This window comes from Bacillus swezeyi (genome assembly GCF_030908325.1).
Classification (GTDB): domain Bacteria; phylum Bacillota; class Bacilli; order Bacillales; family Bacillaceae; genus Bacillus; species Bacillus swezeyi.
The window spans coordinates 2,991,479-3,018,449 of the sequence record NZ_CP133085.1; the positions used below are offsets into that span (position 1 = coordinate 2,991,479).

General features: G+C 39.3%; 23 protein-coding genes and 4 pseudogenes. 11 read left to right on the forward strand and 16 right to left on the reverse strand.

The window, feature by feature from the left end; genetic code table 11:
• Positions 1-50 precede the first annotated feature (50 nt).
• Entirely contained in the window at positions 51-554 is a 504-nt protein-coding gene (locus RBH91_RS14795; protein ID WP_307892052.1) for an MFS transporter, read from the forward strand.
• A complete protein-coding gene (locus RBH91_RS14800; protein ID WP_307892053.1) occupies positions 555-1,217 on the forward strand; it encodes an MFS transporter in 663 nt (220 codons plus the stop codon). It begins immediately after the preceding gene.
• Between the two features lie 183 nt (positions 1,218-1,400).
• Here RBH91_RS14800 and RBH91_RS14805 read toward each other — a convergent pair whose 3' ends face one another.
• Complete coding sequence (locus RBH91_RS14805) at positions 1,401-1,997, reverse strand: TetR/AcrR family transcriptional regulator (RefSeq protein WP_307892054.1); 597 nt, start codon at positions 1,995-1,997, stop codon at positions 1,401-1,403.
• 230 nt (positions 1,998-2,227) lie between these two features.
• Here RBH91_RS14805 and RBH91_RS14810 point away from each other — a divergent pair, with 230 nt between their 5' ends.
• Positions 2,228-3,688 carry a DHA2 family efflux MFS transporter permease subunit gene (locus RBH91_RS14810; protein WP_307892055.1) on the forward strand — a complete coding sequence of 487 codons (1,461 nt, stop codon included), beginning with the start codon at positions 2,228-2,230 and terminating at the stop codon, positions 3,686-3,688.
• A gap of 128 nt (positions 3,689-3,816) precedes the next feature.
• Positions 3,817-5,076 (forward strand): cytochrome P450 family protein, encoded by a 1,260-nt coding sequence (locus RBH91_RS14815; protein ID WP_302895595.1) that lies wholly within the window; start codon positions 3,817-3,819, stop codon positions 5,074-5,076.
• Between the two features lie 464 nt (positions 5,077-5,540).
• Here RBH91_RS14815 and pdxR read toward each other — a convergent pair whose 3' ends face one another.
• Entirely contained in the window at positions 5,541-6,941 is a 1,401-nt protein-coding gene (gene pdxR, locus RBH91_RS14820; RefSeq protein ID WP_307892056.1) for a MocR-like pyridoxine biosynthesis transcription factor PdxR, read from the reverse strand.
• A 349-nt stretch (positions 6,942-7,290) separates the two neighbouring features.
• On the opposite strand from pdxR, the gene RBH91_RS14825 reads away from it, so the two are divergent.
• Both RBH91_RS14825 and RBH91_RS14830 read left to right on the forward strand, forming a co-directional pair.
• Complete coding sequence (locus RBH91_RS14825; protein ID WP_307892057.1) at positions 7,291-7,989, forward strand: GNAT family N-acetyltransferase; 699 nt, start codon at positions 7,291-7,293, stop codon at positions 7,987-7,989.
• A gap of 242 nt (positions 7,990-8,231) precedes the next feature.
• Positions 8,232-8,868: pseudogene (locus RBH91_RS14830) on the forward strand (GNAT family N-acetyltransferase).
• Between the two features lie 315 nt (positions 8,869-9,183).
• Here RBH91_RS14830 and RBH91_RS14835 read toward each other — a convergent pair.
• Positions 9,184-10,353, reverse strand: a complete 1,170-nt coding sequence (locus RBH91_RS14835; protein ID WP_307892058.1) for an MFS transporter — start codon at positions 10,351-10,353, stop codon at positions 9,184-9,186.
• Between the two features lie 660 nt (positions 10,354-11,013).
• Here RBH91_RS14835 and RBH91_RS14840 point away from each other — a divergent pair.
• A pseudogene (locus tag RBH91_RS14840) lies at positions 11,014-11,320 on the forward strand (sigma-70 family RNA polymerase sigma factor); the annotation flags it as partial.
• Positions 11,321-11,656: 336 nt separating this feature from the next.
• Here RBH91_RS14840 and RBH91_RS14845 read toward each other — a convergent pair.
• The 7 genes from RBH91_RS14845 to RBH91_RS14875 form a co-directional block, all read right to left on the reverse strand.
• Positions 11,657-12,763, reverse strand: a complete 1,107-nt coding sequence (locus RBH91_RS14845; protein ID WP_307892059.1) for a D-TA family PLP-dependent enzyme — start codon at positions 12,761-12,763, stop codon at positions 11,657-11,659.
• Entirely contained in the window at positions 12,760-13,149 is a 390-nt protein-coding gene (locus RBH91_RS14850) for a RidA family protein (RefSeq protein WP_307892060.1), read from the reverse strand. The genes RBH91_RS14845 and RBH91_RS14850 overlap by 4 nt, the downstream gene beginning before the upstream one ends.
• A gap of 21 nt (positions 13,150-13,170) precedes the next feature.
• Entirely contained in the window at positions 13,171-14,130 is a 960-nt protein-coding gene (locus tag RBH91_RS14855; RefSeq protein WP_307894764.1) for an asparaginase, read from the reverse strand.
• Positions 14,131-14,168: 38 nt separating this feature from the next.
• Positions 14,169-15,272 (reverse strand): threonine synthase, encoded by a 1,104-nt coding sequence (locus RBH91_RS14860; RefSeq protein ID WP_307892061.1) that lies wholly within the window; start codon positions 15,270-15,272, stop codon positions 14,169-14,171.
• Positions 15,273-15,347: 75 nt separating this feature from the next.
• Positions 15,348-15,722 (reverse strand): RidA family protein, encoded by a 375-nt coding sequence (locus tag RBH91_RS14865; RefSeq protein WP_307892062.1) that lies wholly within the window; start codon positions 15,720-15,722, stop codon positions 15,348-15,350.
• A gap of 5 nt (positions 15,723-15,727) precedes the next feature.
• On the reverse strand, positions 15,728-16,393 hold the full coding sequence (locus tag RBH91_RS14870) for a helix-turn-helix transcriptional regulator (RefSeq protein WP_307892063.1): 666 nt from the start codon (positions 16,391-16,393) through the stop codon (positions 15,728-15,730).
• 340 nt (positions 16,394-16,733) lie between these two features.
• Positions 16,734-17,687: a DMT family transporter gene (locus RBH91_RS14875; RefSeq protein WP_307892064.1), complete on the reverse strand. Its 954-nt coding sequence runs from the start codon at positions 17,685-17,687 to the stop codon at positions 16,734-16,736.
• Positions 17,688-17,801: 114 nt separating this feature from the next.
• On the opposite strand from RBH91_RS14875, the gene RBH91_RS14880 reads away from it, so the two are divergent.
• Both RBH91_RS14880 and RBH91_RS14885 read left to right on the forward strand, forming a co-directional pair.
• On the forward strand, positions 17,802-18,683 hold the full coding sequence (locus RBH91_RS14880) for an AraC family transcriptional regulator (RefSeq protein WP_307894766.1): 882 nt from the start codon (positions 17,802-17,804) through the stop codon (positions 18,681-18,683).
• 229 nt (positions 18,684-18,912) lie between these two features.
• Positions 18,913-19,126 (forward strand): annotated as a pseudogene (locus RBH91_RS14885) (MerR family transcriptional regulator); the annotation flags it as partial.
• Positions 19,127-19,246: 120 nt separating this feature from the next.
• On the opposite strand, the gene RBH91_RS14890 reads toward RBH91_RS14885, so the two are convergent.
• The 3 genes from RBH91_RS14890 to RBH91_RS14900 form a co-directional block, all read right to left on the reverse strand.
• On the reverse strand, positions 19,247-19,597 hold the full coding sequence (locus tag RBH91_RS14890) for a DUF2200 domain-containing protein (RefSeq protein ID WP_307892065.1): 351 nt from the start codon (positions 19,595-19,597) through the stop codon (positions 19,247-19,249).
• A 160-nt stretch (positions 19,598-19,757) separates the two neighbouring features.
• Positions 19,758-19,967 carry a hypothetical protein gene (locus tag RBH91_RS14895; protein ID WP_307892066.1) on the reverse strand — a complete coding sequence of 70 codons (210 nt, stop codon included), beginning with the start codon at positions 19,965-19,967 and terminating at the stop codon, positions 19,758-19,760.
• Positions 19,968-20,067: 100 nt separating this feature from the next.
• Positions 20,068-21,279 carry an MFS transporter gene (locus tag RBH91_RS14900; RefSeq protein ID WP_307892067.1) on the reverse strand — a complete coding sequence of 404 codons (1,212 nt, stop codon included), beginning with the start codon at positions 21,277-21,279 and terminating at the stop codon, positions 20,068-20,070.
• Between the two features lie 105 nt (positions 21,280-21,384).
• Between RBH91_RS14900 and RBH91_RS14905 the strand changes: the two genes are divergently transcribed.
• Together RBH91_RS14905 and RBH91_RS14910 are read left to right on the forward strand one after the other, a co-directional pair.
• Positions 21,385-22,206, forward strand: coding sequence for a MerR family transcriptional regulator (locus tag RBH91_RS14905; RefSeq protein WP_307892068.1), 822 nt, complete (start codon positions 21,385-21,387; stop codon positions 22,204-22,206).
• Between the two features lie 198 nt (positions 22,207-22,404).
• A pseudogene (locus RBH91_RS14910) lies at positions 22,405-22,708 on the forward strand (sigma factor-like helix-turn-helix DNA-binding protein); the annotation flags it as partial.
• Positions 22,709-23,488: 780 nt separating this feature from the next.
• Here the strand turns inward: RBH91_RS14910 and RBH91_RS14915 are convergent.
• The 3 genes from RBH91_RS14915 to RBH91_RS14925 form a co-directional block, all read right to left on the reverse strand.
• Complete coding sequence (locus RBH91_RS14915) at positions 23,489-24,472, reverse strand: alpha/beta fold hydrolase (protein WP_307892069.1); 984 nt, start codon at positions 24,470-24,472, stop codon at positions 23,489-23,491.
• A 351-nt stretch (positions 24,473-24,823) separates the two neighbouring features.
• On the reverse strand, positions 24,824-25,405 hold the full coding sequence (locus RBH91_RS14920; protein WP_307892070.1) for a TetR/AcrR family transcriptional regulator: 582 nt from the start codon (positions 25,403-25,405) through the stop codon (positions 24,824-24,826).
• Positions 25,406-25,511: 106 nt separating this feature from the next.
• Positions 25,512-26,921 (reverse strand): MBL fold metallo-hydrolase, encoded by a 1,410-nt coding sequence (locus RBH91_RS14925; protein ID WP_307892071.1) that lies wholly within the window; start codon positions 26,919-26,921, stop codon positions 25,512-25,514.
• Positions 26,922-26,971: the final 50 nt, after the last annotated feature.

Genomic DNA, 26,971 nt, shown 5'->3' on the forward strand with positions numbered 1-26,971 from the left:
ATAATTATGAAAAAAAGGGAAACATTTATATAATTTGGAGCATCTTTTCTTTGTTTGTTATATCCATGAGCTTACGTGCTTCCATTACATCAATCTCTCCAGTTTTAAAAACTATTCAGGCAGACTTACAAATGTCTAATGTTTCGGTTGGTTTACTTACAGCCCTCCCAGTTTTTTGTATGGAGGTATTTGCTCCTGTGGCTGCAAAGCTTAGTCAACGATGGGGAATTGAATTGACCATTGCATTTTCAGTCTTATTAATTGGATTAGCAACAGCGTTGCGCTTTATGGCAACCTTCCCTTTTCTATTATTAATGACAGCTGTACTTACCGGAATTGGGATTTTAATAGCCGGTCCACTTATCTCTGGATATATAAAAAAACAACTCCCTAAATATTCATCTTCAATGATTGGTGTTTATTCAGCTGGAATGGACGTTGGAGCATCCTTAAGTTCTGGGTTGGTAGTGCCTGCTATGCATTCTTTTAATAATTCTTGGAACATCGCTTTAGCAATATGGGCTTTATTCGCTGGAATTGGAATAATTGTTTGAATGCCAATAATTAAAAAATCTAAACTAAAGAAAAGTGTAGAAGGGAAGTCTGTAAAACAAAAAAACCAATTACCTTGGAGAAATCGATATGTATGGCTGCTTATGGTGATTTTTGGCCTCCAGTCTGGCATGTATTATTCTTTTACAACATGGCTAGCTCCAAAAGTACAAGAAGTAGGTTTTAGTGACACATACGCAGCAACAACTGCTACTGTTTTTTCAATCATACAGATGATTTTCAGCTTCATCCCTATTTTAATTAATAATAGTTCAAATAGAAAACCTTGGATCATTCTATGTACTTTATGTTATTTTATCGGGATAATCACGTTAATAGCTGGAAGTATTTCACCCATTATTAGTGCTATTTTGACTGGGATTGGTGCCGGAGGATTATTTCCAATAGCAATGATCCTTCCTTTAGACGCAACAACTACACCAAGAGATGCTAGTCAATGGACTGCTATGATTCAATTCGATGGTTACATTATAAGTGGTGCTGTCCCTATACTCGTTGGGGTTGCAAAAGATATAACACACTCTTATAATTTTGCATTCTTATTATTACTTTTTGTTTCAATCATATTAATGCTATTAACTTTAAAAGTTAGGAAGAAGAAAGAATCTAATTTTCAAGTAAATGAGTTGAAAACAACTATGTAATATTTTTAACACTTTAAAAACTACCTGAAATAATTAACCCAGCTTCTCTATTGTAAAGATGAAGCTGGGTTTTTTATTTAGATATTCATCTCCATTTTCATCATTTCTATATGTTTTCACGAATTTATGGTTAAAAAATAGTGATTAAATTTGTGTCCATATAGATTAAGCAAACTTAACAATTTAAACCTTATCATGAATCCCTCTATAATGAAGGAGAGAAAATTGCTCAGCTAAAAATGATGGAGTATATGGTATGTCGTTTTGAAGCCATGAAATAATTGTCCCTATTAAAGCTGAGGATTCATACCAAACAAAAATGTCTTTTTTTACCATACTGGTTATCATGTGAGGTTCTTTCTCACTTCTTTCTAACCTGGAAACTAATACATCTTTCATAAACATCGATAGCCGTTCTCTAAAAATAGGCACTTTCCTAGAAGCTAGAATACTCTTATAAAACGTTTTATGTTCAGCTATATGCTCAAGTAAATGTTCCAGAATGCTCCAACTCCACTCATTTGTTGGAACATGATCCAATGGTGTCTTAAAAAGAAATGATATATCCTCAATCATATCGTCAGCCATCTTTTCCAGCATATCTGGAATATCACGATAATGAAGATAAAAAGTAACCCTATTAATCGTTGCTCTCTCAGCCAAACGATTGACAGTTATTTTTTGGAGGTCCATTTCCTCAAGTAATTCAACAAACGCATTTTTGATTAATTGCCGTGTACGGATGACGCGGGGATCTGTTTGAGACTTTTTCTTTTCCATGATATCTTGTTTCCTTTCTTCCCGAGTCGCAAAGCTACATTTTAAAGAGATATGTCGTATTTCTCTAAAGTAAACAACACAAAACTAATATATGTAAATTATTTTACACTTCATGGATATTTGTAGCTTGTGTACTCTTTACATTGTCCGTATAATTTCATTTACACACTGTTAATTATACAACATTTTGTAAATTAGTTCTATGATGGATTTGAAAGGATGAATACATTTTGAGTAAGAGTACTGCCATCAACGACTCTATCAAAAAAGGACCTATTATGTTTGTGATGATAATAGGCGCTTTCCTTGCTACCTTTAATCAAACGATTATGAGCGTTGCCATTCCGAAATTAATGAATGATTTTCATATTAATGCTTCAACTGCTCAATGGCTCACAACAGGTTATATGTTAGTAAATGGGGTTTTGATTCCTATTACAGCTTTCTTAATGAAACGTTTTACAACTCGCCAATTATTCCAGAGCTCTATGATTATTTTTCTTGTCGGAACAATTGCTTCTGCAATGGCACCCAATTTTGCTGTACTGTTAACCGGACGGTTGATTCAAGCAGCCGGCGCTGGAATTATTATGCCTTTACTCACGAATGTTGTGCTATCCCTCTTTCCTCCAGAGAAAAGAGGGTCTGCAATGGGCATGGTAGGATTAGCCATTATCTTTGCGCCAGCAATCGGACCGACTCTTGCCGGTTATGTTCTGGAGACATTTCCTTGGCAGGCTATGTTTTACGGAATGATCCCTTTTGCAGCTATTGTTATCATCTGTGGATTTATTTATCTGAAAAACGTATCCGAAACTGTCCGTTCTCATGTTGACATGATAAGTGTGATTCTTTCCACTATTGCATTTGGCGCTTTAATATACGGATTTAGTGAAGCTGGTAACAATGGCTGGTCAAGTACAGAAGTGATAGTTTCCATCTTTGCAGGAATTATCGCCCTTACCCTATTCACGTGGAGACAGCTCACCTCTCAAAATCCACTGCTGGATCTCCGAGCATTTACATACAAAATGTTTACCTTGACCACCATTATAAATCTAGGTATTACCATGATGTTGTATGCAGATATGATGATTCTTCCCCTGTACCTTCAAAATGCTCGCGGGTTTACGGCACTGGAGTCTGGAATCCTGATGTTTCCGGGCGCACTTCTCATGGGCTTGCTAAGTCCAGCAGTTGGAAAGCTTTTTGATCGGTTTGGAGCAAAATGGCTTATCATCAGCGGTATAACGATTATCATCCTATCAACGATAAGTTTTATTAGTTTAACGGATTCAACCAGCTATACGTATCTCATCCTAATGTCAACATTGCGCCGAATTGGAGTGGCAATGGTGATTATGCCTATTCAGACTGAAGGCTTAAACCAATTGCCATCGGGATTGTATGCACATGGCACGGCGATCTCAAACACGATTAGACAAGTAGCCGGTGCAATCGGAACTGCATTGCTTGTAACTGTTATGACAAACAGCACAAAGAATTTCCTTCAGGATGAGGCCGGTGAAACATCCAAGCATATGATGATGGAAGCTTCGATCAAAGGGGTAAATGACGCATACCTTGTCATTCTGATCATTGGAATCATTAGCTTAGTCCTTTCCTTCTTTATCAAACGTGCTAAAAAAGCTTCTGGAGACATGACTGTAAAAAAAACAGCTGAAATGTAGAAGGAAAGAACTGAAGTTTGAAATAAGGAGGTCATTATATGGTATATAACGTTATCTAAAGATTTCTTATTTTGTAATTGAGTCAGCAGAAGCTTTGCTAATAAACACATGGAGAAAGGAAGGCTATGATGAATCATTCAAATTCAGAGAACATCTTACCTGAGCAAAACATATTGGACGTATTTAGCGGTAGAAGTGAAGAAAATCAGTTTCATATATTCACAAAGATGCGCAACATGGGCGCCGTTATTCCTGTCACGTTTCCAATGGGCGAGACAAAACGCCAAGCTTGGATGGTTACGCGTATAGATGAAGCCATGCAAGTGCTAAAAGATCATGCCCGCTTTACTGTAGATGAGAGCTCTATCGACGGTACCAGCAACATGTGGAAAGCCCAAGCTGATTCATCTGCCCCTCCTACCTTCTTGACTAGAAAATCTTTAAATTCTGTTGATGATCCTGATCATCGGCGGTTACGCAGATTAGTATCCAAAGCTTTTACACCTAAATATATGGAAAGCTTGCGCCCTCGTGTACAAAAGATTGCTGACGAATTACTTGACCAAGTCCAACATAAAGGAGAAATGGACCTTGTCAAAGACTATGCCTATCCCCTGCCGATTAATGTCATTTCTGACATGCTTGGTGTTCCGAAAACAGACCAAGGAAAAATTCGTAGTTGGTCTGCTGCTATTGCACATGGCCTGGGACTGGGGAGGCAAGACCCGGGAGTGGCAGAGCAGATACGCGCCTTTGGGGAATACATCGCAAAGCTTGTAGCCGACAAACGTCAGCAGCCTGCAGATGACTTAATTAGCCAATTGATTGCCATTGAAGAGGAAGGTGACCGGCTCAGTGAAGAAGAACTGCTCTCCTTAATTTCGCTATTGATTTTTGCAGGTCATGAGACAACCTCTAATTTAATTGCGACTGGCTCTCTGATGTTACTCGATCACCCGGAACAACTAAAGAAGCTAAAAGCGGACCTTCATTTGGTGCCCGCAGCTGTAGAAGAACTGCTGCGCTTTGATGGCCCTGCCACAATTGCAGGACCGCGTTTTGCCACTGAAGATATCGAGCTCGCTGGCCAGCAGATCAAAAAAGGTGATGTGGTAATTCCTGTATTAAAATCTGCAAACCGGGATGAGTTACAGTTTGCAGATCCTGAAGAACTTGATATTACACGCACAATGAAACGTCATCTCGCCTTTGGCCACGGCATTCATATGTGTTTGGGAGCACCTTTAGCACGTGTAGAAGGCGACGTTGCGTTTACAACTCTTTTAAAACGCATGCCAAATCTCAGGCTTAGCATCCCTCGGGAAGATGTCGATTGGCATTTTATGCTTAGTTCACAAGGACTAACCTCCTTGCCAGTGTCTTTCTAAGAATTGCACAAGAAGCCAGAGGCTGGTTCTAAATACATGAATATCCGAGTTAAAAGAGAACTTAATATATAAGATGTCAAATAAAAACATACTATATTTATTGGTATGTTTTTTCTTTTATAAGCTAAAAAGAAACTAGTTTTCTGTTTCAGATGTTAAGTCATCATTAATAGCCGTCCCGTTTAAATCTTTACACGTTTAGTATAGAGATAGCAATGCACCTTTAGCTATAATAGTCATCACAATCAAACACCGTTTATCAAGACTAAATTAAAAAAGTCCTTAAAAAATATAAAAGAGCACATATTTACATGAATAATATGTGCTTTTCATTTCTTCAATTGAAGCGCCCGATTGTTGAATAAACCACTCTTCCTATTTATGATACAGTTCACCTTAACGTATATAAATGAGTTTTTCTACTATCCTCTTATTTGGATATATTGATTAAGCCAACATGTTTATTACTTACTGTTCTCTCTTGATGGGAGGCAGCTAGCAAGTAATCTGACTCCATTTTCAATTTCTTCAATTGATAATCCACCAAATCCCAACATAATATAGGAATCACCTTCGGGGTTTGGATGAAGCCAAAACCTTGACGGAGAATAAACTTTGACACCTTTTTGGAAACCAGCTTCGATCAACTCGTAGGCTGCTACGCCTTTTAGTTTCAATAAGATATGTAAGCCTGACTTTTCTCCAACAATTTTTACTTGAGTGCCCATATACTGTTCAATGCTCCTTAACAGAGTCTGATGTTTTCTTTGATAAATCTTGCGCATTCTTCGTATATGCCTCTCGAATTCACCGGATTGCATAAACAGGGCCATAGCCCTCTGAATAATAGGAGAGGCAGATTGTTTGTAAGCTGCGAACTTTCGTGTATATTGAACCATTAGAGAAGATGGAAATACAATATAACTTAATCGGGCTGAAGGTAGAAATGATTTAGAAAATGTACCTAAATAAATAACCCTTTCCTCTTCATCCAAGGATTTCAGTGAAGGAATCGGCTGTCCCCTGTATCGAAACTCGCTGTCATAATCATCCTCAATAATGTATCCCCCAGTTTGATAAGCCCATTTTAGTAAACGCATTCTTTTCGATATGGACATAATCATACCAAATGGAAATTGGTGAGAAGGCGTTAAATACGCGGCTTTTGCCTTGCTCATTTGAATATGCTCCATTGACAATCCGTCCTTCTCAAGAGGCACTGGTTCAATTTGGCATCCTTGGTCTTTTAAGACTGATCGAACTCCACTGTAACCGGGTTCTTCCATGGCCACGGTTTTTTCCTGGAGTGCTAAAAGACGGCAGATTAACGCCATGGAGGCTTGTGTTCCGGCCGTTACAAGAATCTGTTCTGGTGTAGAGCGTACACCTCTGGATTGCAGTAGATAGTTTGAAATCTCTCTCCTCAATGCAAAGTCACCCTGATTTTCCCCATAATGAAATACTTGATCAACTGCGTCTGACAGACATTTTTTCCACTGCTTCAAGGGAAACTTGTCAAGATCGATGTTTCCATATTTAAAATCCACAAGGACCTCGCTCGATTGTTTACTTTCCAACCTAATAGGATGTTCCACTACAATCGGGTGTAGTAAAGGTTTCTCAATCTCAGCTACCCATATTCCACTTTTAGGGACACTTTCTAGATATCCCTCTGATTGTAGCTGCTGATATGCTGTCTCAACCGTGTTTCGGCTAACCTTTAAATGAGCCGTTAGCTGACGAATTGATGGCATCTTCATTCCTGGCAAGAGCCTACCTTCCTCAATTTCATTCTTAATCCAATGATACAATTGACTATATAACGGCTCAGACGACTCCCTATGTAAAAATGGGGTAATTTCCACTGTTAACCCTCCGTCTGTCCCTATTGATTTTTTAAATTCTGTCACTTTTATTAGGTACAGAAATTCTCTAAAATGATTTTATCATTTATAAAGAAAGTTGGGATAAAAAAATGCATAAGATCCGCCAAGAAATTTAATATGTACAGATAATAAGAGGATTGATTTTACTCAAGATACGATCGGATAAATTGTTTGGATTATTCTTGAACTAGGTACTTTATTGGGAGAATTCTTACGCTGATGGAATCCCGAAAAGTTAGAGAAATCAATCTTATTAAACATTCAATGTAATATTAACAAGCATAAGTTCCCTACTTCGTGGGTTGATCTAAGAAAGGATATGTTAAGTATGCAAATTAACCAATTTGGACAAAAAATCGGTGAGCCAGTTGAGGGGTATCAACATCCGCTAGTTCCAACAAGAAACACAATAGCAGGAAAATACTGTACGTTAGAAAAGGTATCAATGAAGCATTTTGATGATCTGTACAAAAATGTTTATGGGCCCGATAGTGACGATAAACAGTGGACCTATCTGCCAACCGAAAAATTTACAAGTGAAAAGGAATTCGAAATTTTCTTATTAAAATTAATAAAATCAGAAGACCCTTTTTACTATGCAATAGTTGACAATGACACTAACGAGGCACTGGGCTCTTTTTCACTAATGAGGATCAATATCGAAAATAGTTCAGTGGAAGTTGGACATGTAATATACTCTGAAAGACTAAAAAAAACTAGAATTGCTACTGAAGCACAGTTTCTACTGGCGCGTTACGTATTCGAAGAGCTGCACTATAGACGTTATGAATGGAAGTGTGATAGTTTAAACGACCCTTCTAGAAAGGCAGCTCTAAGATTGGGATTTCAATATGAAGGAACTTTTAGGCAAGCACTTGTATACAAACAAAGAAATAGAGATACAGCTTGGTTTTCGATAATTGATAAAGAATGGCCCAATATAAAAAATCGGTTCCAAAAGTGGCTTTTGGAAAGCAATTTTGATGAATATGGAAATCAAATTTCAAAACTAGACAACCAGTTTTGAACAAGTTTTCTCTGGTCACACAGTGTTGCTATAGGGACATTACCAACAGACAATAATCACCCAACAGTAGCTGAAATCGCACTGGAAATGTTATGTAATTCCACTTGTCATTGTCAATGGAGATTCATCGGGACAAATACAACTCTTAATCACTAAATATATTCAACTCTCTGAAAGCAATGTTAAAGTAAAAGATACGTTGCAAAACAAACTAAATTATGTAATTTAAAGTATGTGACACCATGCTAATGCCAGTTACACTTCGTGGTCGCTTAGTCTGCTTAGAACCCATGACGATTGACCACGTTAATGATCTCTTGCTGCGGCCTCAGAAGATAGGTCAACTTACACCTATACTTATGTTCCAAATGGACAAGAAGATACTAAACGTTACATTGAAATTGCTCTAGCCGACTTTTCGAAAGGCCGTGCATTGCCATTTGTAGTTCGTCACTCGATACGGGCCGTATTGTCGGAACAACACGATTTCTTGATCTAGAAGTTTTTTCATGACCACCGGGCGTTGCAAGTGGGCCTTCACCCACAGATTTGACGCCACCAACTGTGGCAGAAATCGGTAGCACCTGGTATGCAGCTTCGTTTCAACGCACTGGTGTTAATACAGAGTGCAAGCTTCTGATGCTTGCCCATGCATTTGATTCGTGGAATACGATAAGAGTCACACTGAAAACTGACGCTCGTAACATACGTTCATGTTCTGCTATACAAAGGCTTGGTGCTACTTTTGAAGGCATTCGCAGGGTACACCTCCCTGCAAGTGATGGTAGCATTAGGGATACAGCTTATTTTTCAATCATTGCCGAAGAATGGCCTGCGGTGCGTACAAATCTCAAAGATCGGCTTGAAAAATATAACTGAGTAAAGCGAACGAGAATCAGAGTGTAATGAACATAAGCCGGAGCCTCTTGTTGAGCAGGAATCCGGCTTTTTTATGAAAAGTGGCTTAGCGTGCGAAATCCGCAATTTTTGTAGGTGGTCCACCTTGAAGAAGTCAAATAAAAAAAGTCAGCCTCATTTGAAAACGTACAGGAAATTTGACTTTTTTAGTTTGAAGTTAAGCTTTGTGCAAAAAATCCACGTTTCCTAATGTCACTTTTGATATCGTGAAATTTGGAAATAAAAACAATCCTATGACCCGTCTCGGCTGAACCCCAAATAGACCTCGTTCCGTGGTCATGTATCTGTTGAAAAAGCTGATTCTTTTTTGGCTTCTTGTACCTTTTGGTTACTAAGCACAAAACTTACGATTGCTGCAACGCTACAAACATATGGAAGTAAAGAATATCCCCAATTAGATATGACATAACCTCCAATCATTGAACCAATGGTAATACCAATATACAGAGCCGTATTATTCCATGCCATAACAATTCCTCGTTCTTTTGGATATTCCACAGCTAATCGTGCTTGGTATGATGTAAATCCTGCATACCCAACTAAAGCCCACATAAAAAGAAAGAAATAAACCCAATCACCAGATGAGAAGAATGTCCCTAAACAAATGAGTATTAAACTTAAGAAAATTAGCGTAGCCTTCGAAATTTTCACTTCTCCGAATTTATCTGTTAATTGCCCACTCGTAAGGCTCCCCAAAACAGCACCGACACCATAAAAAGCAACAGCTAGTGCGATTTCTGATGATGAGAATTTATTTTTGGAGTAAAGAGCTGCACCTAGATAAACATAAAGGGTATACATTGAAATCGCCCAAATGGTAGTAACACTTACAGAACCAAGTATTCTTAGCAGATTTCCTTCTAATAGGTTTCTTGTTAAATCATTTTTAGGAATAGATTCCCATGTTTTAAAATTCACTACCGCCAATATGGCTCCTATGATTGCCATTACAACAAATACTGAGCGCCATCCAAGAAAATGCTCTAATAACGTACCGATTGGCGCTCCTGCCCAAAGAGCAGTCAAGTGCCCTGAGACAACAATCGAAAGCCATGTACCTCTTCGATTGGGTGGGGCAGTATCTCCAATGATTGCGTATATCAAAGGAGTGATTGAAGCAACGGATAAACCAGCTAAAATACGGCTAACAATCAGCCATAAAAATGAAGGAGAAAATGCAGTTAGCGTATTAGAAATAGCGAACAGCAATAAGCCAAATGTAATCAATGTTCTCCGATTTTTTATATCTGAAAGCCAACCGAAGAAAGGAGCCGAAAAAGCATATGTAACTGCAAAAACAGTTACCATCCATCCAGTGGTCGATGCACTAACTTTATATACCTCTGAAATAAACGGTAATAATGGGGATACCACAAATAAATCAGTACCCATTAGAAACAAAGTTATCCAACCAACGCTTAAACTTATCCTCCCTTGCAACTTCATATAATCCCCCGTATGAAAAATATTTTTACATGTATATTCTCTAAGGGGCATAAAAGAACTTTATGTAAGTGGGACTACCCCAATAATATGAGGCAAATAAAAAACACCGATAGTTTGAAACCACCAGTGTTTTCTCGGACAATTACTTCGTCCATTAGGCCCTCAGTAAATTTGAAGTCATTCATTACATCCATTTACACAGTTTTATATTCATTTTAAGCACAAAATGGGCACAAGTTCAGGAATCCATCCAAATAGAAAAGGAAGGTCTAATCACCTTCCTCTTTATGCACCAACTCGATCTGCGGCAATTTTGAAACCGCCATTTGAAGCACTGTCTGCATCAACAAAGTGAATTTTAATAAACTAATCTCCAAATACTGCTTAATTACCAATTGAGAGAGTTGCCATGCAAATCAAAAAGTTATTGCGGTCTCACTGAAAATTTAAATTGCGGTGCCCTATTGCCTTTTTCTGCTAACGAAAACTTGTTAATATTCACATTACTAGTAGAGTGCAGGCTTGGGTATTTCATTCCTGCCTCGTTCAATTATTGCTGCACTAGTGTCTACTGGTGATTTACCTTAAACTTTATTTGAGCAAAAACAGTCAAACTCTTTATCGCTTTAACGAAACAAAAACGGATAACCTCTGGGAGTCAACGAAATCAGCCTCATCGATGTCCTCAAATCGGAAAACGAAGACGTCATCGACACCATCCAGCTCAGGCACAGAGCTTGAAAAAGTGAAAAAATACATCGACATCCTGGACGGCAGAGAAAAAGAAGTCATCGTCGGCCGGTTTGGCCTTGATTTGAAGAAAGAGAAAACGCAACAGGAAATCGCGAAGGAGCTCGGGATCTCGCGGAGCTACGTCTCCCGGATTGAGAAGCGGGCGCTGATGAAGATGTTCCATGAGTTTTACCGGGGGGAGAAGGAGAAGCGGAAGAAGGCGAAGGGGAAATGATGAAGAAGAAGCCGGTCTAAAATTCCGGCTTTTTTCAATTGCATTTCACTAAACCCTCAAAAATCTGCAAGCTTAGCCTTTCTTATATATACCTATTTTTATATTTTTCAACTTTATTATTTACACTTATTTTCATCATTTCTAAAATGGATACTGATTTAATCTAAAAATAAACTTTAGATAGCTATGTATTGTCACTGATGACAAATTCATCAGAATAGCCATCAGGAATCTTTATAAACGTTTCGTTAAAAACTGGTTAGTATTAAAAAGAGACCTTCAGTTTTAGAAGGTCTCTTATGTTTTAAATTATTTGTTTATAAGTTAATACTGTTATTATTGTAGCTTCCCTCTGCACTCTACCAAAATCTCTTCAAGGACTTTACCTTCCGAAATAAGATAGGCTTTTTCATGCAAGTTACATACCGGACAGATGTGATTTGGAATAATCCGGACTTTATCTCCAATGTTTACTTGTTTATTGAATTCTTCATGATAAATAATAGCATGTTCGTCAAACACATCATGAATATAGACATCTTCAAATTCTTTAATTTTGCCTAGACCTTTCGTTGCTGTCAGGCCTTTATTTCTTGTTTGGGCAGTAATTCCTTTTGCTCCCACATCCGTAATGACACGTTCGTTTGTTGGTTTGCTGATGATGGTTGTGAGTATAGTTGCCGCACACTTATCGTACGATCCAATGACATTTGATTGTGAGGCATCCATTAAAATGTACGTTCCAGGTCTGATTTCTGTTACCCCTTTTGGGATATCGAATTGAAACATAAATGGAGGAGTAGATCCTATGCTGACGACCTCTGGTTTAAGTCCTATTTCAGCTGCTAACTCGGCAAAATGTAACGTCCTGTCTACACTGGCAGTATAGAGCTCTTTACATTCCTCTACACTCTCAGCTTTATACGTATGTCCATCGTGAGAAAAAATCCCTTTTAAGTGCACATTATCACTTTTTTTCACAGCTTCCACTAATGTACGAAAATCCTTTTCCTCAATGATGCCTGACCGCTTTTCCCCAACTTCTATTTCCACTAGAACTTGTGCTTTTTTGTGATGTCCTGTAAAAACCTCATCAATTTCTTTTACTTGATAAACACTATCGATTCCAAATGAAATATTAATGGTTTCTGACAGTTTTTTAATTCTCTCAATCTTTGTTTTACCCACGATTTCATTGGCGATAAAAATGTCTTTCAAACCACTTTTCGCCATTATCTCTGCTTCACCCACTTTGGCAACGGTAATTCCAACAGCCCCGGCTTCTTCTTGTACTTTCGCCAGTCTAGGCATCTTATGAGTTTTCGTATGAGGACGTAAATTAACCTTATAATGATCAGCATATTCCTGCATGAATTTAATATTTTTATATAGAATATCTTTATCAATTAGAAGAGCTGGTGTATCTAATTCTAAATAATTCATTGTGCCTCCTCCTTTATCGCTGCAATGGCTTCAACTTCAACAAGACACCCGGCATATAAATGATTTGATGGAACAACAACTCTTGCCGGTTTATGATTGCCGAAGAAATGAGCATAAACCTCATTGATATCCGGCCAATACCCTACGTCTGGGGTATAAAGTCTGCATAATATCACATCTTCCTTGTCTAATCCCCGCTCTTTGAGGACAAGCTCCATATTTGCCAATGCCTGTTTTGCTTCTTCTTTTATGCCCCCAGCTGGAATTTTTCCGGTTTCCGGATTCATCGACAACTGTCCTGAAATATAGAGAACACCATTGTGTTCCATGGCTGGCACATAATGACCCCCATCACGTGTTGAATATTTTGTGTGTACAGGCTTCAATATAATCTCCTCCTATCATTCCTAATATTTAAAGCTAGCCTCATCAATCTTCTGGCCAGCAGCCAGCAAAACAGCCAGTTTGATCCTCGCTTTCTTACTGTCATAGCTGCCGCCTAGTATGATTCCTGCATCTTCATATGTTGAAGCACTTCCTTGGAATCCATATACTCCCTTGACTTCACCTTCGTCAGCACTTGTTGTCAGAACGACAGTAATCCCTATCTCTACTGCTTTCTTTGCACTTTCTAATATTGCTGGAGCCGTATGGCCTCTTCCCGGCGCCTCAATAATGATTCCTGCGCTTCCGCACTCAGCTGCATAATCTATAAACTTTCCGTCTGATCCAAGTGCACACTTGATAAGCTCTACATTTGGCAATGGTTGAATCAGCTGATACGCCTCACGCTTGATTAATCTTTGATGAATTGCGATCTCATCTTGATCGGCCGTTCCCAAATAACCGAATCCCGGTGAGAAAAACCCATCAACATTTGACGCATGCTGTTTTTTCACATATCGAGCAGCAAAGACCCTCTCATTAAACAACACTGTTACCCCTAAGCCTCTCGCATCAGGATGTGCCGCTAATAAGAAAGCTTGCCTTAAATTCACAAATGCATCCGTTCCTTCAAGTGTCGGTCCTCTTTGTGACCCCGTTAACACGACCGGCCTTTCGTCAGAAATAACCAGATCAAGGAAATATGAAGTCTCTTCAAGGGTATCTGTCCCATGCGATATCACAATACCAGCAACATCCTCACTCCGAAAAAAACGCTCTATATTTTCTTTTAGAATGTCAAGGTGATGAAAAGTCATATGACTGCTTGACATTTGAAAGACTGACTTGATTTCAATCTCTATATGAGAAGGCAGTCGACACATTTTAGAAAGCTCTTCACCTGTCATAGCACCTGCTTCTAATAGACCTGTTTCAGGATCAGGCTTACTTGCAATTGTACCGCCGGTACTCAGCAAAATGATTTTCCCCTTTTCTCAATAGTAAGATTTCCGTTTAGATATTAATTAGATTTAATCCCAGCACCGCATAATGGAATCACGATTTTTTCATTAAAAGCACGATTGTATTTTAAATAACCTGCATAGTTAGCAGCTGTTGTTGGCTCAACATAAAAGCCTTTACTAGCTAATGCTGTACGAGCTTTTAGAATCTCTTCCTCATTGGTTGTAATGATTTGGCCGTTTGTGGCACGGATGGCTTCTAATATTTGAGCAGATCTTGCCGGTTTGGCAATCGCGATGCCCTCTGCAAGTGTTCCGCTGTTTTCGACGGGTTGAGCAGCTTGTTGATTGTTGATAAATGCCTTTGCCAACGGCGCACAATTCTCTGCCTGTATCGCAACCAGTCTTGGCATTTTGTCTATACATTTGTTCTCTAGTAATTCTTTAAATCCATAGTAAACCCCAAGTAATAACGTACCATTGCCAACTGGAATAATAAGCGTATCCGGCGCTCCATTCATTTGTTCCCAAATCTCAAAGGCATACGTTTTTGTTCCTTCATAGAAATATGGATTATACACGTGACTGGCATAGAATTTTTTCTCTATATTCACAGCCTTTTGCGCTGCTTCAGCCACATCTTCTCTTGTGCCTTCAATTTCGCGAACGTTGGCTCCATGCGCTTTCACCTGTGCGATTTTCTTAGGCGATGTACCCTTCCCAAGAAATATGTCACATGCGATGTTAGCCCGCTTGGCGTAAGCTGCAATAGATGTCCCTGCATTTCCGCTGCTGTCAGCTATCACATGCTTCACTCCCAGCTCCTTTGCCTTAACCATTAATACAGCAGCACCGCGATCTTTAAAAGACAAAGTAGGCATCATATAATCCACTTTCACAAGAGTATTCGGCTCCCCGCTGTCTAACACGATGAAAGGTGTGTACCCCTCCCCCATCGTGATGCCGCTCCATATGGCGGAATCACGATCAAATGGCATAGCATCAATATATCTCCACATAGAAGGAATATCTTTGAGCACTTTTGAATCGGACCATTCTACTTTTTCTTTTACAAGGTCTAACACTCCGCCACACTGACATTTCCATACTTGTTCAGACACCTTGTATCTCGTTCCGCAAGAATGACATTGATACTTTTCCATTATTTTCAGACCCTTCCATTATATATTTTTTTATATTTTATATATTTTTTTATATGATATAGACAAAAAAATATATTACAGACTGGCGATTGCTTCAATTTCAACCTGAAAACCGTAATGCAACTCGTTCGTCGGAACAACTGACCGTGCTGGGCGATAATCGTGAAAAAAACCCTGACAGACATTGTCAACACGGTCTAATAAATTGATATCGTGAAGATATAGCGTCATCTTTAAAATTTTGCCTTTATGGCTGCCGGCTTTTTTTAAGATATACTCTATATTTGACAATGCCTGTAAAGTTTCTTCTTCAATGGTGCCAAATTTCTTTTTCTGAGTCATTGGATCAATGGCAAATTGCCCTGATACATAGACCGTGTTTTTATGAATCACAGCTAGGGCATAATGACCGTTCGATTTTAAATTCCCTGCTTCAAAAATACTCTCCACTCCGCTCACTCCGATTGTCTTTTTTTCACTTCATCTAAGTAGCTATAGACTGTTACCTTTGAAATGCCTAATTGTTCTGCTACTTTATCAACGGCACCTTTCATGAGGAATATCCCCTTTTCATCCATAAATCTGATCAGCTCGATTTTTTCCCGGCGTTTCATCAGGGAATGTTTGCGATTCGCTACAATTTGTTCAATTAACTGATTCGTGATCTCTTCTACATTCTGAATGGAGGCTTCCTGTTCCGTCGTATTCGGAGTTTGTATTTGATTTTTCTTTTCAGTGCCAGGCATAAATGTATCTAACATTTCTTTCATTTGAATCAAGACATTCATGTCATAGTTGATGCAAAAAGCCCCAATCATCTGCTGTTGGCCATCTCTAATGAGGGTAGTCGATGATTTTATTGTTCTTTGATCATCTGTTTGGATTTCATATCCAGCTAAGTAATCCTCTTTAAATTCATCGGATAAAAGAACCTTTTTCACCAAGTGATCAAAGGATTGTCCAACCTCTCTTCCTGTCACGTGATTATTCATTGTAAAAATGACGGAGGACTGTGGTGTTGTCAAATCATGAATGACAACCTCACAATATGGACCAAACATTTCCCCTATCGTTTTTGCAAATGGTATATAACTTTTTAAAATCTGTTTTGCTTCAGTCAAACCTAAACACCTAACTTTCATTTTCCTGCATTCATCTCATGTGATTTAATTCTTGAATTCATTATATAATTTTTTATACAAAAATGAAATAAAAATATATTTTTTTATACATGGGATTGATCATTCATTACACTCATTTGCATTTTTTTATTTATTTTGGCCACAAAATGGGCACTGGTTTTTGAGCTGTAAATAAACCACTAAATAATTGTTGTCGTATGTACATGTCACTGGTACCATGTCTGCTAAAGTGACCACAAAGTGTTTACAAAAAAAGCCCTCTTTAAGGGCGGCTAAATAGTAAGATGTTAATCCCACAGGTTCGTTTTTTCTTTTAACTTTAGCGTTTGCAAGATTCCCCAATCTTCAAAATAGATTTTTCACTCCGCTTAGAAGGCCCTTTATGTAAAGCCAATATCAGAGTGATTCCTATAATACATACAGCACCAATCCACTGAAAATAACCAAATGGTTCCTTTAACCAAACAACAGTTGTGACAACTGCTGATAGTGGTTCTAAACTGCCTAATAGGCTTGTTTCTTTGGGAGAAAGGCTTTCCAAACTTTTTATGAAGAACAAGAACGCAATCATTGTTCCAAATAATATAACAAATAAAATATATGCATATGCCTCAGCAGTTAAACTTTGAAAATCCAGTTGCCATGGCGGATGGATAAAGCTTAATGCAAAACCACCGATAATCATAGCCCAACCTACAACAACAAGAGAATCAAATTTATTTAATAAACCAACGGCATATAAAGTATAAAAAGCTGCCGCGAATCCTGATAAAACTCCCCATATTACTGCAGCTGCTGGTACTGAAAGTTGAGAAATTGAACCATTTGTTAGTAGAAAAAAGCACCCCGCCAGAGCAAGCAATACTGTTATGATATCTTGTTTGGTAAGAACAGTTCGTTTTCGCAAAAGCGAGTAGATAATGACGATTACTGGGGATAAATATTGTAATAACGTAGCAACGGCAGCATTCCCATGTTCAATGGATGCCATATATGTGTACTGTACAGCGAGCATTCCAAATAAGCCAAAAATAAGAAGCTGACAAGCTGACGCTTTGTTTTTCCAAACCTTAATAACCTGAGACCGATCTTTTCTGAACAATTGGAACATCAAGAGTAAAATGCCAGCCGTAAGCAAGCGTATCGTTACAAGCCAATTGACATCAATTTGATATCCTTGAAAAAGTTTTTTGGCTACAGTACCTCCAATTCCCCAACATGTTGCCCCTGTTATAACAAAGAACAATCCCATTCTCCTATTTGAATTATTCATATCTGATCCCTCGCTAATAAATATAATAATAGTGTTATAATAAGTTCAAAATCACATAAAAAATACTTAAATTGAATGAAAAAATATAAATATATTGAGGTGATACAGTTGCAAATAAAAGATTTTATGATTGATCCAAGCTTCAAGGAATTAACAGAACACCGCACGGTAGAGTTACCGATTGCATGTTACGAGACAAGGATCAATCAAAATATAAATGGCTATATACCGCTTCATTGGCATGACGAAATTCAATTTGTACTGATTTTAAAAGGAGAAGCCGTATTTCAAATAAATGAAGAAAAAATGGTGGTTCAAGAAGGGAATGGATTATTTATAAACAGTGGCTGCCTGCACATGGCAGAAGAAAAGGAGGGCTCGGATTGCACTTATATTTGCTTAAATGTTTCACCTCACTTCGTTGTAGCTCAAGAGCTGTATTCAAGCTATGTTCAGCCCTATATTTTTTCAACCAATTTACCCTATTTATTTTTGGATGGAAATCAACATTGGGCAAATAACATTCTACAGGCTGTAAAAAAAATAAATCAATTGCTTCAACAAAAGACATCACTCTATGAAATTGAAATTACCATGCAATTAACTTTAATGTGGAAAAACCTAGTCGTTAATGGTTTTCAATTGGAGTACGATCAATCTGAAATGATAAAAAGTCATCGAATGAAACAAATGTTAAACTGGATACATCTCCATTATGCTGAAAAAATTACATTAGAGGACATTGCAAAGGCTGGCCAATTAAGCCGTTCTGAGTGCTGTCGTTATTTTAAACGAATGCTAAATAAGACGCCATTAGGTTATGTAATGGATTATAGAATCCAAAAAAGCTTATTGTTACTGCAACACCTTGAAACCAATGTTACTGAAGTGTCTTATCAAGTTGGATTTAACAGTACTAGTTATTTCATAAGTAAATTTCAACAAGCTATGAAAATGACACCATTATCATACAAAAAAATTCATATGAGGCATTAAGTCATAAGGTTGATTCTACAATTTATAAATAAAGGGAGTCCCTGTTATGGTACTCCCTTTATTTATAGGCTGTTCAACTAGCCATTGGTGCCATGTTTGTTAGAATACCCATCCAAAGAGAGAATAATCTGTCCGTATATCCTCCACTTGGATATTGAGCATCCTTGCGACAAAATCGAGCTGGTCTATCTTCATGCTGAAGGAAGGTTCTTTTTGGCTCATGGTGAGAGTGTCGTCATTGAGGACATTAGGTTTGCCAATAAATAAACTACTTGATTTTTATATTCTCTTGAGGTATATACTCTGATTCACTTGCTGAAGGACCAGCAAACTGAAATTGACTGAAAAAAGAGGAATTGGCACGCATTGAGAGAAAGATCTCTCGGCGCATTAAACAAATGGAAGACGCAGTTAATATGCCGCTAGAAAACATTTCAAAATTAGTATACATTTTTTATAAAAAGTTTGATCATTTCAGGGCTGTGATCTATCACAATTGCTTTTAATAATTACTTAAAACTAAAGCTATATAAATGGAATCAGTGTTTCTTCGTTTTTAATTATTATTTCCGCAAAATCTTCTCCATCGCTTTTCCCTTTGCTAACTCATCGATTAGTTTATCCAAATAGCGAATTTCCTGCATCGTTGGTTCTTCAATATCTTCCACTCGGACGCCGCAGACTACACCTTTGATCAATGCCCGTGAAGGATTCAATTGGGGAGCTTCCGCAAAGAAGGTCTCAAAGTCTGTCTGTTTTTCCAGTTGTACTTCTAATTCTTCCTGGCTATATCCGGTCAACCAACGGATGATTTCATCGACTTCTGATTTTGTACGTCCTTTTTTCTCTGCTTTCGAAATATAATGGGGGTAGACTCTTGCGACACTCATTGTATAAATCTGATGTTTGGTCATGATACATCCTCCCTAAACCGTTAAATGGCCCGTTTGTTGAATTGTCACAATTCAGCTATTAACGTAATTGTATCAAACGAGTTATCGAACTTTATTTAAAATGATCAATCTTTATTATAAATTATCAAACTTTATTTCAAAGCCACTTTTAAAAAAGGCATCATGACCTTCTTTCTCCACCTAATTGCCAATTTTCATCTAATCGTGGGTCAAGATCAGCTTTCCGCACAACACGAGTTTTTCCTTGATGTCTAAGTCTGATGTTTTCAGCAGCAGCTCTAGTCGTCTCTTTAGCCTCTGGAGTATTTAAAACTTCAAAAAAAGTATCAACATCTTCACTCCCCCAAGCCTCAGTCACCCACTTATTCAATTATTGAATTTACCAAAACTGCTGCCCCCTGCCTACTTGAAATACATGATTCTCATGTTTTTCGTCCAGCTGATAAAATCAAAAATGGTTCCTCACACTTTTAAAGCGGTTCATTCAAGGCTGAACCCTCATTCGTTTTTTCTTTCCAAACCATTGTAAGACTCAGGCCGACAATCATAACGATACCTGCAAAAAGGAAAGGATAATGTATGTTAACATCAAACAGAATACCGCCCAGAGCCGGGCCGAAAATATTCCCTAAGCTGGTGTAAGTGGAGTTCATGCCTGCTACGAAACCCTGCTGGTTGCCGGCAACTTTGGATAAAAACGTTGTTAAGGCCGGGCGCAGCAAATCAAACGCCAGAAAAATAAAACAAGTTACAAGCAAAACGGCTAAAAACCCTGATATGACAGCAGATACGAAAGCTAAGACCGCACCGGTGATTAAGCAAAGTTGAATCACCCTTTTCTCTCCAAGTTTATTGACCAATTTCCCGAATAATAAAACTTGAATAATGACGGCAACGATCGAACTAATCGTAATAATGGTGGCGATATCCTTTGGCGTGAAGCCGAATTTATGATCAGAAAACAAGCTGAATACCGTTTCATAGGCTGATAAGCCGAAAGCCAGTACAAAGACAATAATAAATGCAATGAAATAGACTGGATGAATGGATTTTTTTAAGTCTTTGAAGAAATTGGATTCCTTTGTATTTGACAAGAGTTGTTCGCGCTCTTTTTTCGGCAATGACTCTTTTAATATAAAAACGGAAGAGACAGCGGCCAAAAATGCTAAGGCTGCAGCGAAGAAGAACGGCATGCGAATGCCATAGCCGGAAATAAACCCTCCAGCCCCAGGCCCAATTATAAAGCCGGTACTAATCGCTGCAGAAACATACCCCATAGCCTTTGACCTTTCCTCTAGGGTTGTAATATCTGCTACATACGCTGTTACGGCAGGCATGATAAAAGCGGCGCTTATGCCGCCCAATATCCTCGATAAATAAAGAATTGAAACATGGGTTCCTAAGCCGAAAATCAACTCTGAAATACTGAAGATCAGTAATCCGAAGACAATCATTTTTTTTCTCCCGAAACGGTCAGCCCATCTTCCCGCAAAAGGTGAAATCATTAACTGGGAAATAGCAAAAACTGCAACAAGATAACCCATGGTGCTGCCGGATAAATTCATGATATTCATAAAAGAAGGCATAACCGGAATAATTAAACCGATGCCAAGAAATGCTATGAAAATGTTGCTTAATAGTATAATGAATACCGTCTTTTGTTCTTTAATTGATTTTTTCATCTTAAAACTCCTCTTTTATCTATCCATCTCTTTGATGGTCGAAGCTTCTTTCAAGTACAATAAAATCATAAAGTATATGGTTACCGTATAGTCAAGGAGGTTTTTATGAGCGAAGATTTAAAAAAGTATTTCACCACAGGTGAGTTTGCCAAGCTCTGCCGCATAAAAAAACAAACTTTGTTTCACTATGACGAGATTGGTCTATTTTCTCCAGAAATAAAAAAAGAGAATGGTTATAGATATTATTCATATAATCAGTTTGAACTTTTTCAAGTTATCAATTTGTTTAAAGAGGTTGGTGTACCATTAAAAGAAATCAAGGCTCTCTTAAAAGGGAAAACACCAGGCAGGATCGTTCCGCTTCTTAAAGAAAAGTCGGCTGAAATTGAGAACGAAATTAAAAAACTGAAGTATTTGCAAAAGATCATACAGACGAAAGTGACTTTAACTGAACAAGCGTTAGAAACCGATTTCTCCTCGGTTTCATTTCAATATTTAGACGAAGAAAAATTTATGATAAGCAGAAATACATTACATTTACCGGAACGAAAATACATTGCAGCCATTTCAGAACTCATTCACTATGTAGAGTCTCATGCATTAAATGAGGGGTATCCTGTCGGCGGGATCTTTTCACGGGAACAAATTCTTAAAAAAGACTTCTATAATTACAATCACTTTTATATAAAAGTAAAGGAAGGAAAAGATAAGATAAACGATCATGTGAGACCAAAAGGTCTGTATGTAGTTGGATACCAAAAGGATGAAAAAGTTGAAAATACCTACAACAGAATGATTCAATTCATTGAAAAGAACGGGATGCAGATAGGTGAGTATGCATATGAAGAGTACATGCTTGATGAAGTGATGGTCGATGGATTTGAAAATCAAATCACCAAAATCCTCCTCCAAGTTAAAGAGATGTAACGTTAATTGACTGTGTTGTTTGCTGTAAACGAACATGGCACCAATGAGAATGCATTAAGTATTCGAAATTTTTTATAGTGAAAAACAGTGCCCGTTTTGTGTTAATGATAAACTTCAAACGTTTGATTTAAGCAGGCTTTTGAAACTGACGACAAGCGTTCACTTTTAGGGAATAAAAACGGATAACATCTAGTAGTAAACGAAATCAGCCTTATCGATGTCCTGAAATCGGAAAACGAAGACGTCATCGACACCATCCAGCTCAGGCACGGAGCTAGAAAAAGTCAAAAAATACATCGACATCCTCAAGGCCTAGAGAGAAAAAGAAGTCATCGTCGACCGCTTCGGCCATGATTTGAAGAAGGAAAAAACGCAGCGCAAGATCACGAAGGTGCTCGGGATCTCGCGGAGTTATATGTCCGGACCTGAGAAGCGCGCGCTGATGAAGATGTTTCATGAGTTTTATCGGGCGGAGGCGAGCGAAGAGGCTGTAATAAGATAAATCCGGTCTCTTTGTCTTTTTTCACTTTGTATTCTTAGAATAACTTTTAAACTTGGGTTCCATTAGCAAATACATGCCATTTCGTGAAGAATGCTATTCAAACGATCCTTCAATTTTGTATATGGCAGATGGTCATCACTCTTTTTCCATTCAAAAAGTTGAATGTCATTACTTATCTAGAAACGCCCGAAAGGTTCTAAACAAAAGAAAAACAGCACTAAAAGACCGGATTGAAAAATCCGGTCTTTTTATCAAATTCGTTTTCCATAATTGATGTATCGTTTTGGCACACGGCCGTTATAAGAAAAGGGATCGTAAGTCCTCTTTGTCATGCTGCAGCGTAAAGATGGAATTCATTTCTGAAGGTCCATATTCTTTAATTGATCGTTCTTTTTAGCTCTCCCGTTATGTGAAAGACGGAGATGCTTGCAAACTAGCCTTCCTCTAATGTTTGTTCTGTCTTCTTGCATATCCGTCGCCTTCCAGACTCCATAGCCTGTAAAAACGAGTCCGGCTGCAATGATGAGTATAGGAAAATACTTTTTTACACCTTCAACCTAATCCTGTACGTGGATATTGGAAGTTTGCTGTTGTCATAACGCTTCACCTTTAAATTATTTTATTCTATTTTTCTGCCCCGTTAACTCAATCGTCTGGCCAATCACGCAGTCAGGCTGTGTGATAGTGATAGTACGTTTCCCGTTCTGAATCGCTCTTGAGTCTAACCCGAACAGTTTGAAAACCCTCAATCGTAGCCATGATCGTCTCTGCTGTCACGCCTCAATCGAGACTGAAAAAGGCCGTCAGTTCTCCGGCCACCACTTCTGGCTGCTCTTCTGGGAGGAAGTGTCCGCAGAAGCTTATATTGCCGCCTTGTACATCTTGTACAAAAGCTCTGAGGGGAGTAACCATATCTGCGATAGAACCCTGATCAGCGCCAAGAGCGAGAATAGGTGTCTTTAGTTTTCCCAAGGCGCTTAGTTCGCGGTTTTGTTGAGCGGACATGGATGCGTCGCGGTAATAGGCGAGGCCGGCACGCAGCCCGCCTGCCTTCTTGAAAACGCGCAGATATTCCTCGATGTCAGCCTCTGAAAACACCTCTGGGTTCGCCGCCTTTCGGCGCAAGAACCAATCGAGATATTCACGCTCTCGACCGGCGATCAGCAGTTCGGGAAGATCCGGAACTGAATGAAATGCGAAATGCCAAGTTCGCCATGCATGCTCGGGGGCGGTTGGAAGAGCATCCGGTAATGTGATGCCTGGAATTCCTGCATCCATAAGAGCTAAGCGTTGAACCTCATCGCCAAACAGCGCCGCATAAGGATAGGCGACCCACGCACCAACATCGTGAGCGGCGAGAAAATATCGTTTTGTGCCAAGCTGCTGAAGAAACTTGTGCACCATGATGGCAAGGGTCTTCGTGTCATAGCCGACCGCAGGCCGATCGGAATCACCCTGTCCAGGCAGATCCAGTGCAATGAGCTTGAAGGTCGGAGCGAGCAGCGGCATCACTTTACGCCATGCGAACCAACTCTCCGGGAACCCAGCAAGAAGCACAACCACTTCACCGTTCTCATTACCGCCTTCTACGTAATGAAGCCTTACACCGTCAACAGTCTGAAAGTAGTGCTTGAAGCCGGCCAATGCCGGATCGAGTCGATGCGCCGGAAGCGCTTCAATCATCCTCTTCTCAGCCCGGGGCGTGGCAGACTCCTTCCCTGTCATTTGGTTTTTCTCATTTTTTCGATTTTCATTTGAACTCATCGCTAACACTCCTTAATTTGTCTAGTAAGCTATATTATGTTTTCACCTTGGAGATACCATATTGATGCTGTAAGTAAAAAATAGTTGGCACAGAGCGCCTTAGTTGTTAGGGTCAAGGCTATCATTTTGCTGAGAAGCTTCTAAGGGCATTTACCCACTTTTTCAAATCTAACTTGAATCAATTGAATTATTTTAATTTGGACCCTTTTTGTAATGAATGGCTAGTAAAACCTCCTTTTTGGACTGTTTAGTTCAAAAAGGATAAAAAAACTTCTTTTAACTGACTTACCACCGATCTGACTTAAGTTTTTTCGGACCGAAAAGTCCAAAAAACTCACAAAGAACCACCTGTTACGTAAACAGGTGAAAAATGCTCTCTGAAATGTCCTCGAGGAAACACGATTCCCCTTTGACACGCGACACCACGTTCATGCCATGATTGATTGCTAACAGTAGGCGAGCAGTTTTTCGGCTATTCAATGTAGATGAGAGTTCACCGGTCTCCTTCCCCTTCTCTAGGAAGTTATAAAAAGCCTCTTCCAGCTTCCCCATACTTTCCATTACAAGTGTCTTTGTTTCCTCATCCAAGTAGGCATAATAAATAGATAAATTAGTAATCAGACAGCCACCCGGCCAGTTTTCGGCCAAAGCTACCTCCCTGTGATAACGGAAATAGTCAGTCAACCCCTCCTTGACGGTTTTAGCATTCGCCAAAATGCTTCGTCTTTTCTCACCAACCAGTTGAGAGTAATATATTGCAGCTTCATTGAGCAATGACTGCTTATCACCAAAGGTTTCATATAGGCTCGACCGGCTAATACCCATGCTCTGCATCAAGTCGGGAATACTAGTACCATCGTATCCTTTACTCCAAAAGGTCTTCATAGCGGCTCTAAGTGCCTCTTCACGAACGAACTCCTTCGAACGTCCCAATGCCATCCCTCCTTTCAAAATGGAATATAACATTTCTGGACTGATAAGTCCAATATCTGTTCAAGACAATATATCTTAAGACGGAATATTACTCATATATGGCTTGTCACACGATCGCAAGACCTTCTTTCTGCCACTGAGCCATGCCGCCGCTCAAATTCAATACTTTTTTGAAACCGTTAGCTTGCAGGATACTGGCACCAATGGCGGATCGAGCTCCGGAACGGCATTGCATAAGGATCGGCTTGTCTCTTTTGATTTCATCCAGCCGTTCTTGGAGTGTTCCCAGCATGATATGCTGTGCGTTCGGAATGTGGCCTTCTTGCCATTCAGTCAGATTGCGAACATCAACCACGTGCACGAATCCGCCTTCCACTGTTTTTGCCATCTCCAACGGTGTTACCTCCCCATATGATTCGAGTGAAAACGCACCGCTTGCAAGGATTTTGGCACTGTCCATGAACCCTGCCACATTGTCTATGCCTACAGAGTGCAGCGCTTTTAGAAGTTCGTCCACTTCATCCGGGTTCGTCATGAAGGACACAGGACGATTGTAGTCGATAATCCAGCCTGCCCAGTTGGTAAAGGCTTTGTTAAGCGGAATGTTGATTGTACCTTCCACATGCCCTTTGGCAAATTCTTGGAAAGGACGGGTATCCACAATTTGTCCGTTTTCCAGCAAGTCTTTCACTTGTTCCATCGAGGTTATCTCTGGCACAGCAGGCAAATCTTTAAGCAGCACAGGACCTTCTTTATTGACTCGTTTCATCACGGAGAAATATTTTGGTGGTTCTGGTTGCCCATCAAGCAAGGCTTCTACAAATTCCTCTTCGTGGGTATAAGCCATTGCCCAGTTAAACAGCTTTTCGTAACCAACAGTCGAAGAAGGAAGCGCTCCCAATGCCTTGCCGCAAGCGCTGCCCGCACCATGAGCCGGCCAGACCTGAAGATAATCCGGCATTTGTTTGAATTTCAAGAGAGACTTGAACATTGCTCTTGTTCCCGAATCTGACGTCCCCTTGATCCCCGCTGCTTTTTCCAGCAAATCGGGTCTGCCGATGTCACCTACAAAGACGAAATCTCCCGTAAAGATACCAATAGGACGGTCCGCATTTCCTCCACGGTCCGTCAATAAGAAGGAAATGCTTTCCGGTGTATGGCCGGGAGTATGCATAACCTCAAAAATCAGTTTTCCGATGAAAAAGCGATCGCCATCTGTCACAAGCTGATGTTTCAAATCATCGACATATTGATATTTCCAATCTGCATCGCCTTCATCGGAAAGATACAGCTTCGCTTGATACGTAACACCAAGTTCGCGGGCACCGGAGACAAAGTCGGCGTGAATATGGGTTTCTGCGGCCGCTGAGATATTTAGCCCTTCTTCTTTGGCTACTTGAAAATAAGGTTTCAGATCGCGGCCGGGGTCAATCACAATCGCGTCTCCGGTTTTTTGGCAGCCAACCAGATATGATGCATGGGCCAGCTTTTCATCGTAAAAGTAGCGCAATAACATTTTGCATTCCTCCTCTTACATCATCATTTTTTTTTCTGTGAGCACTTTAC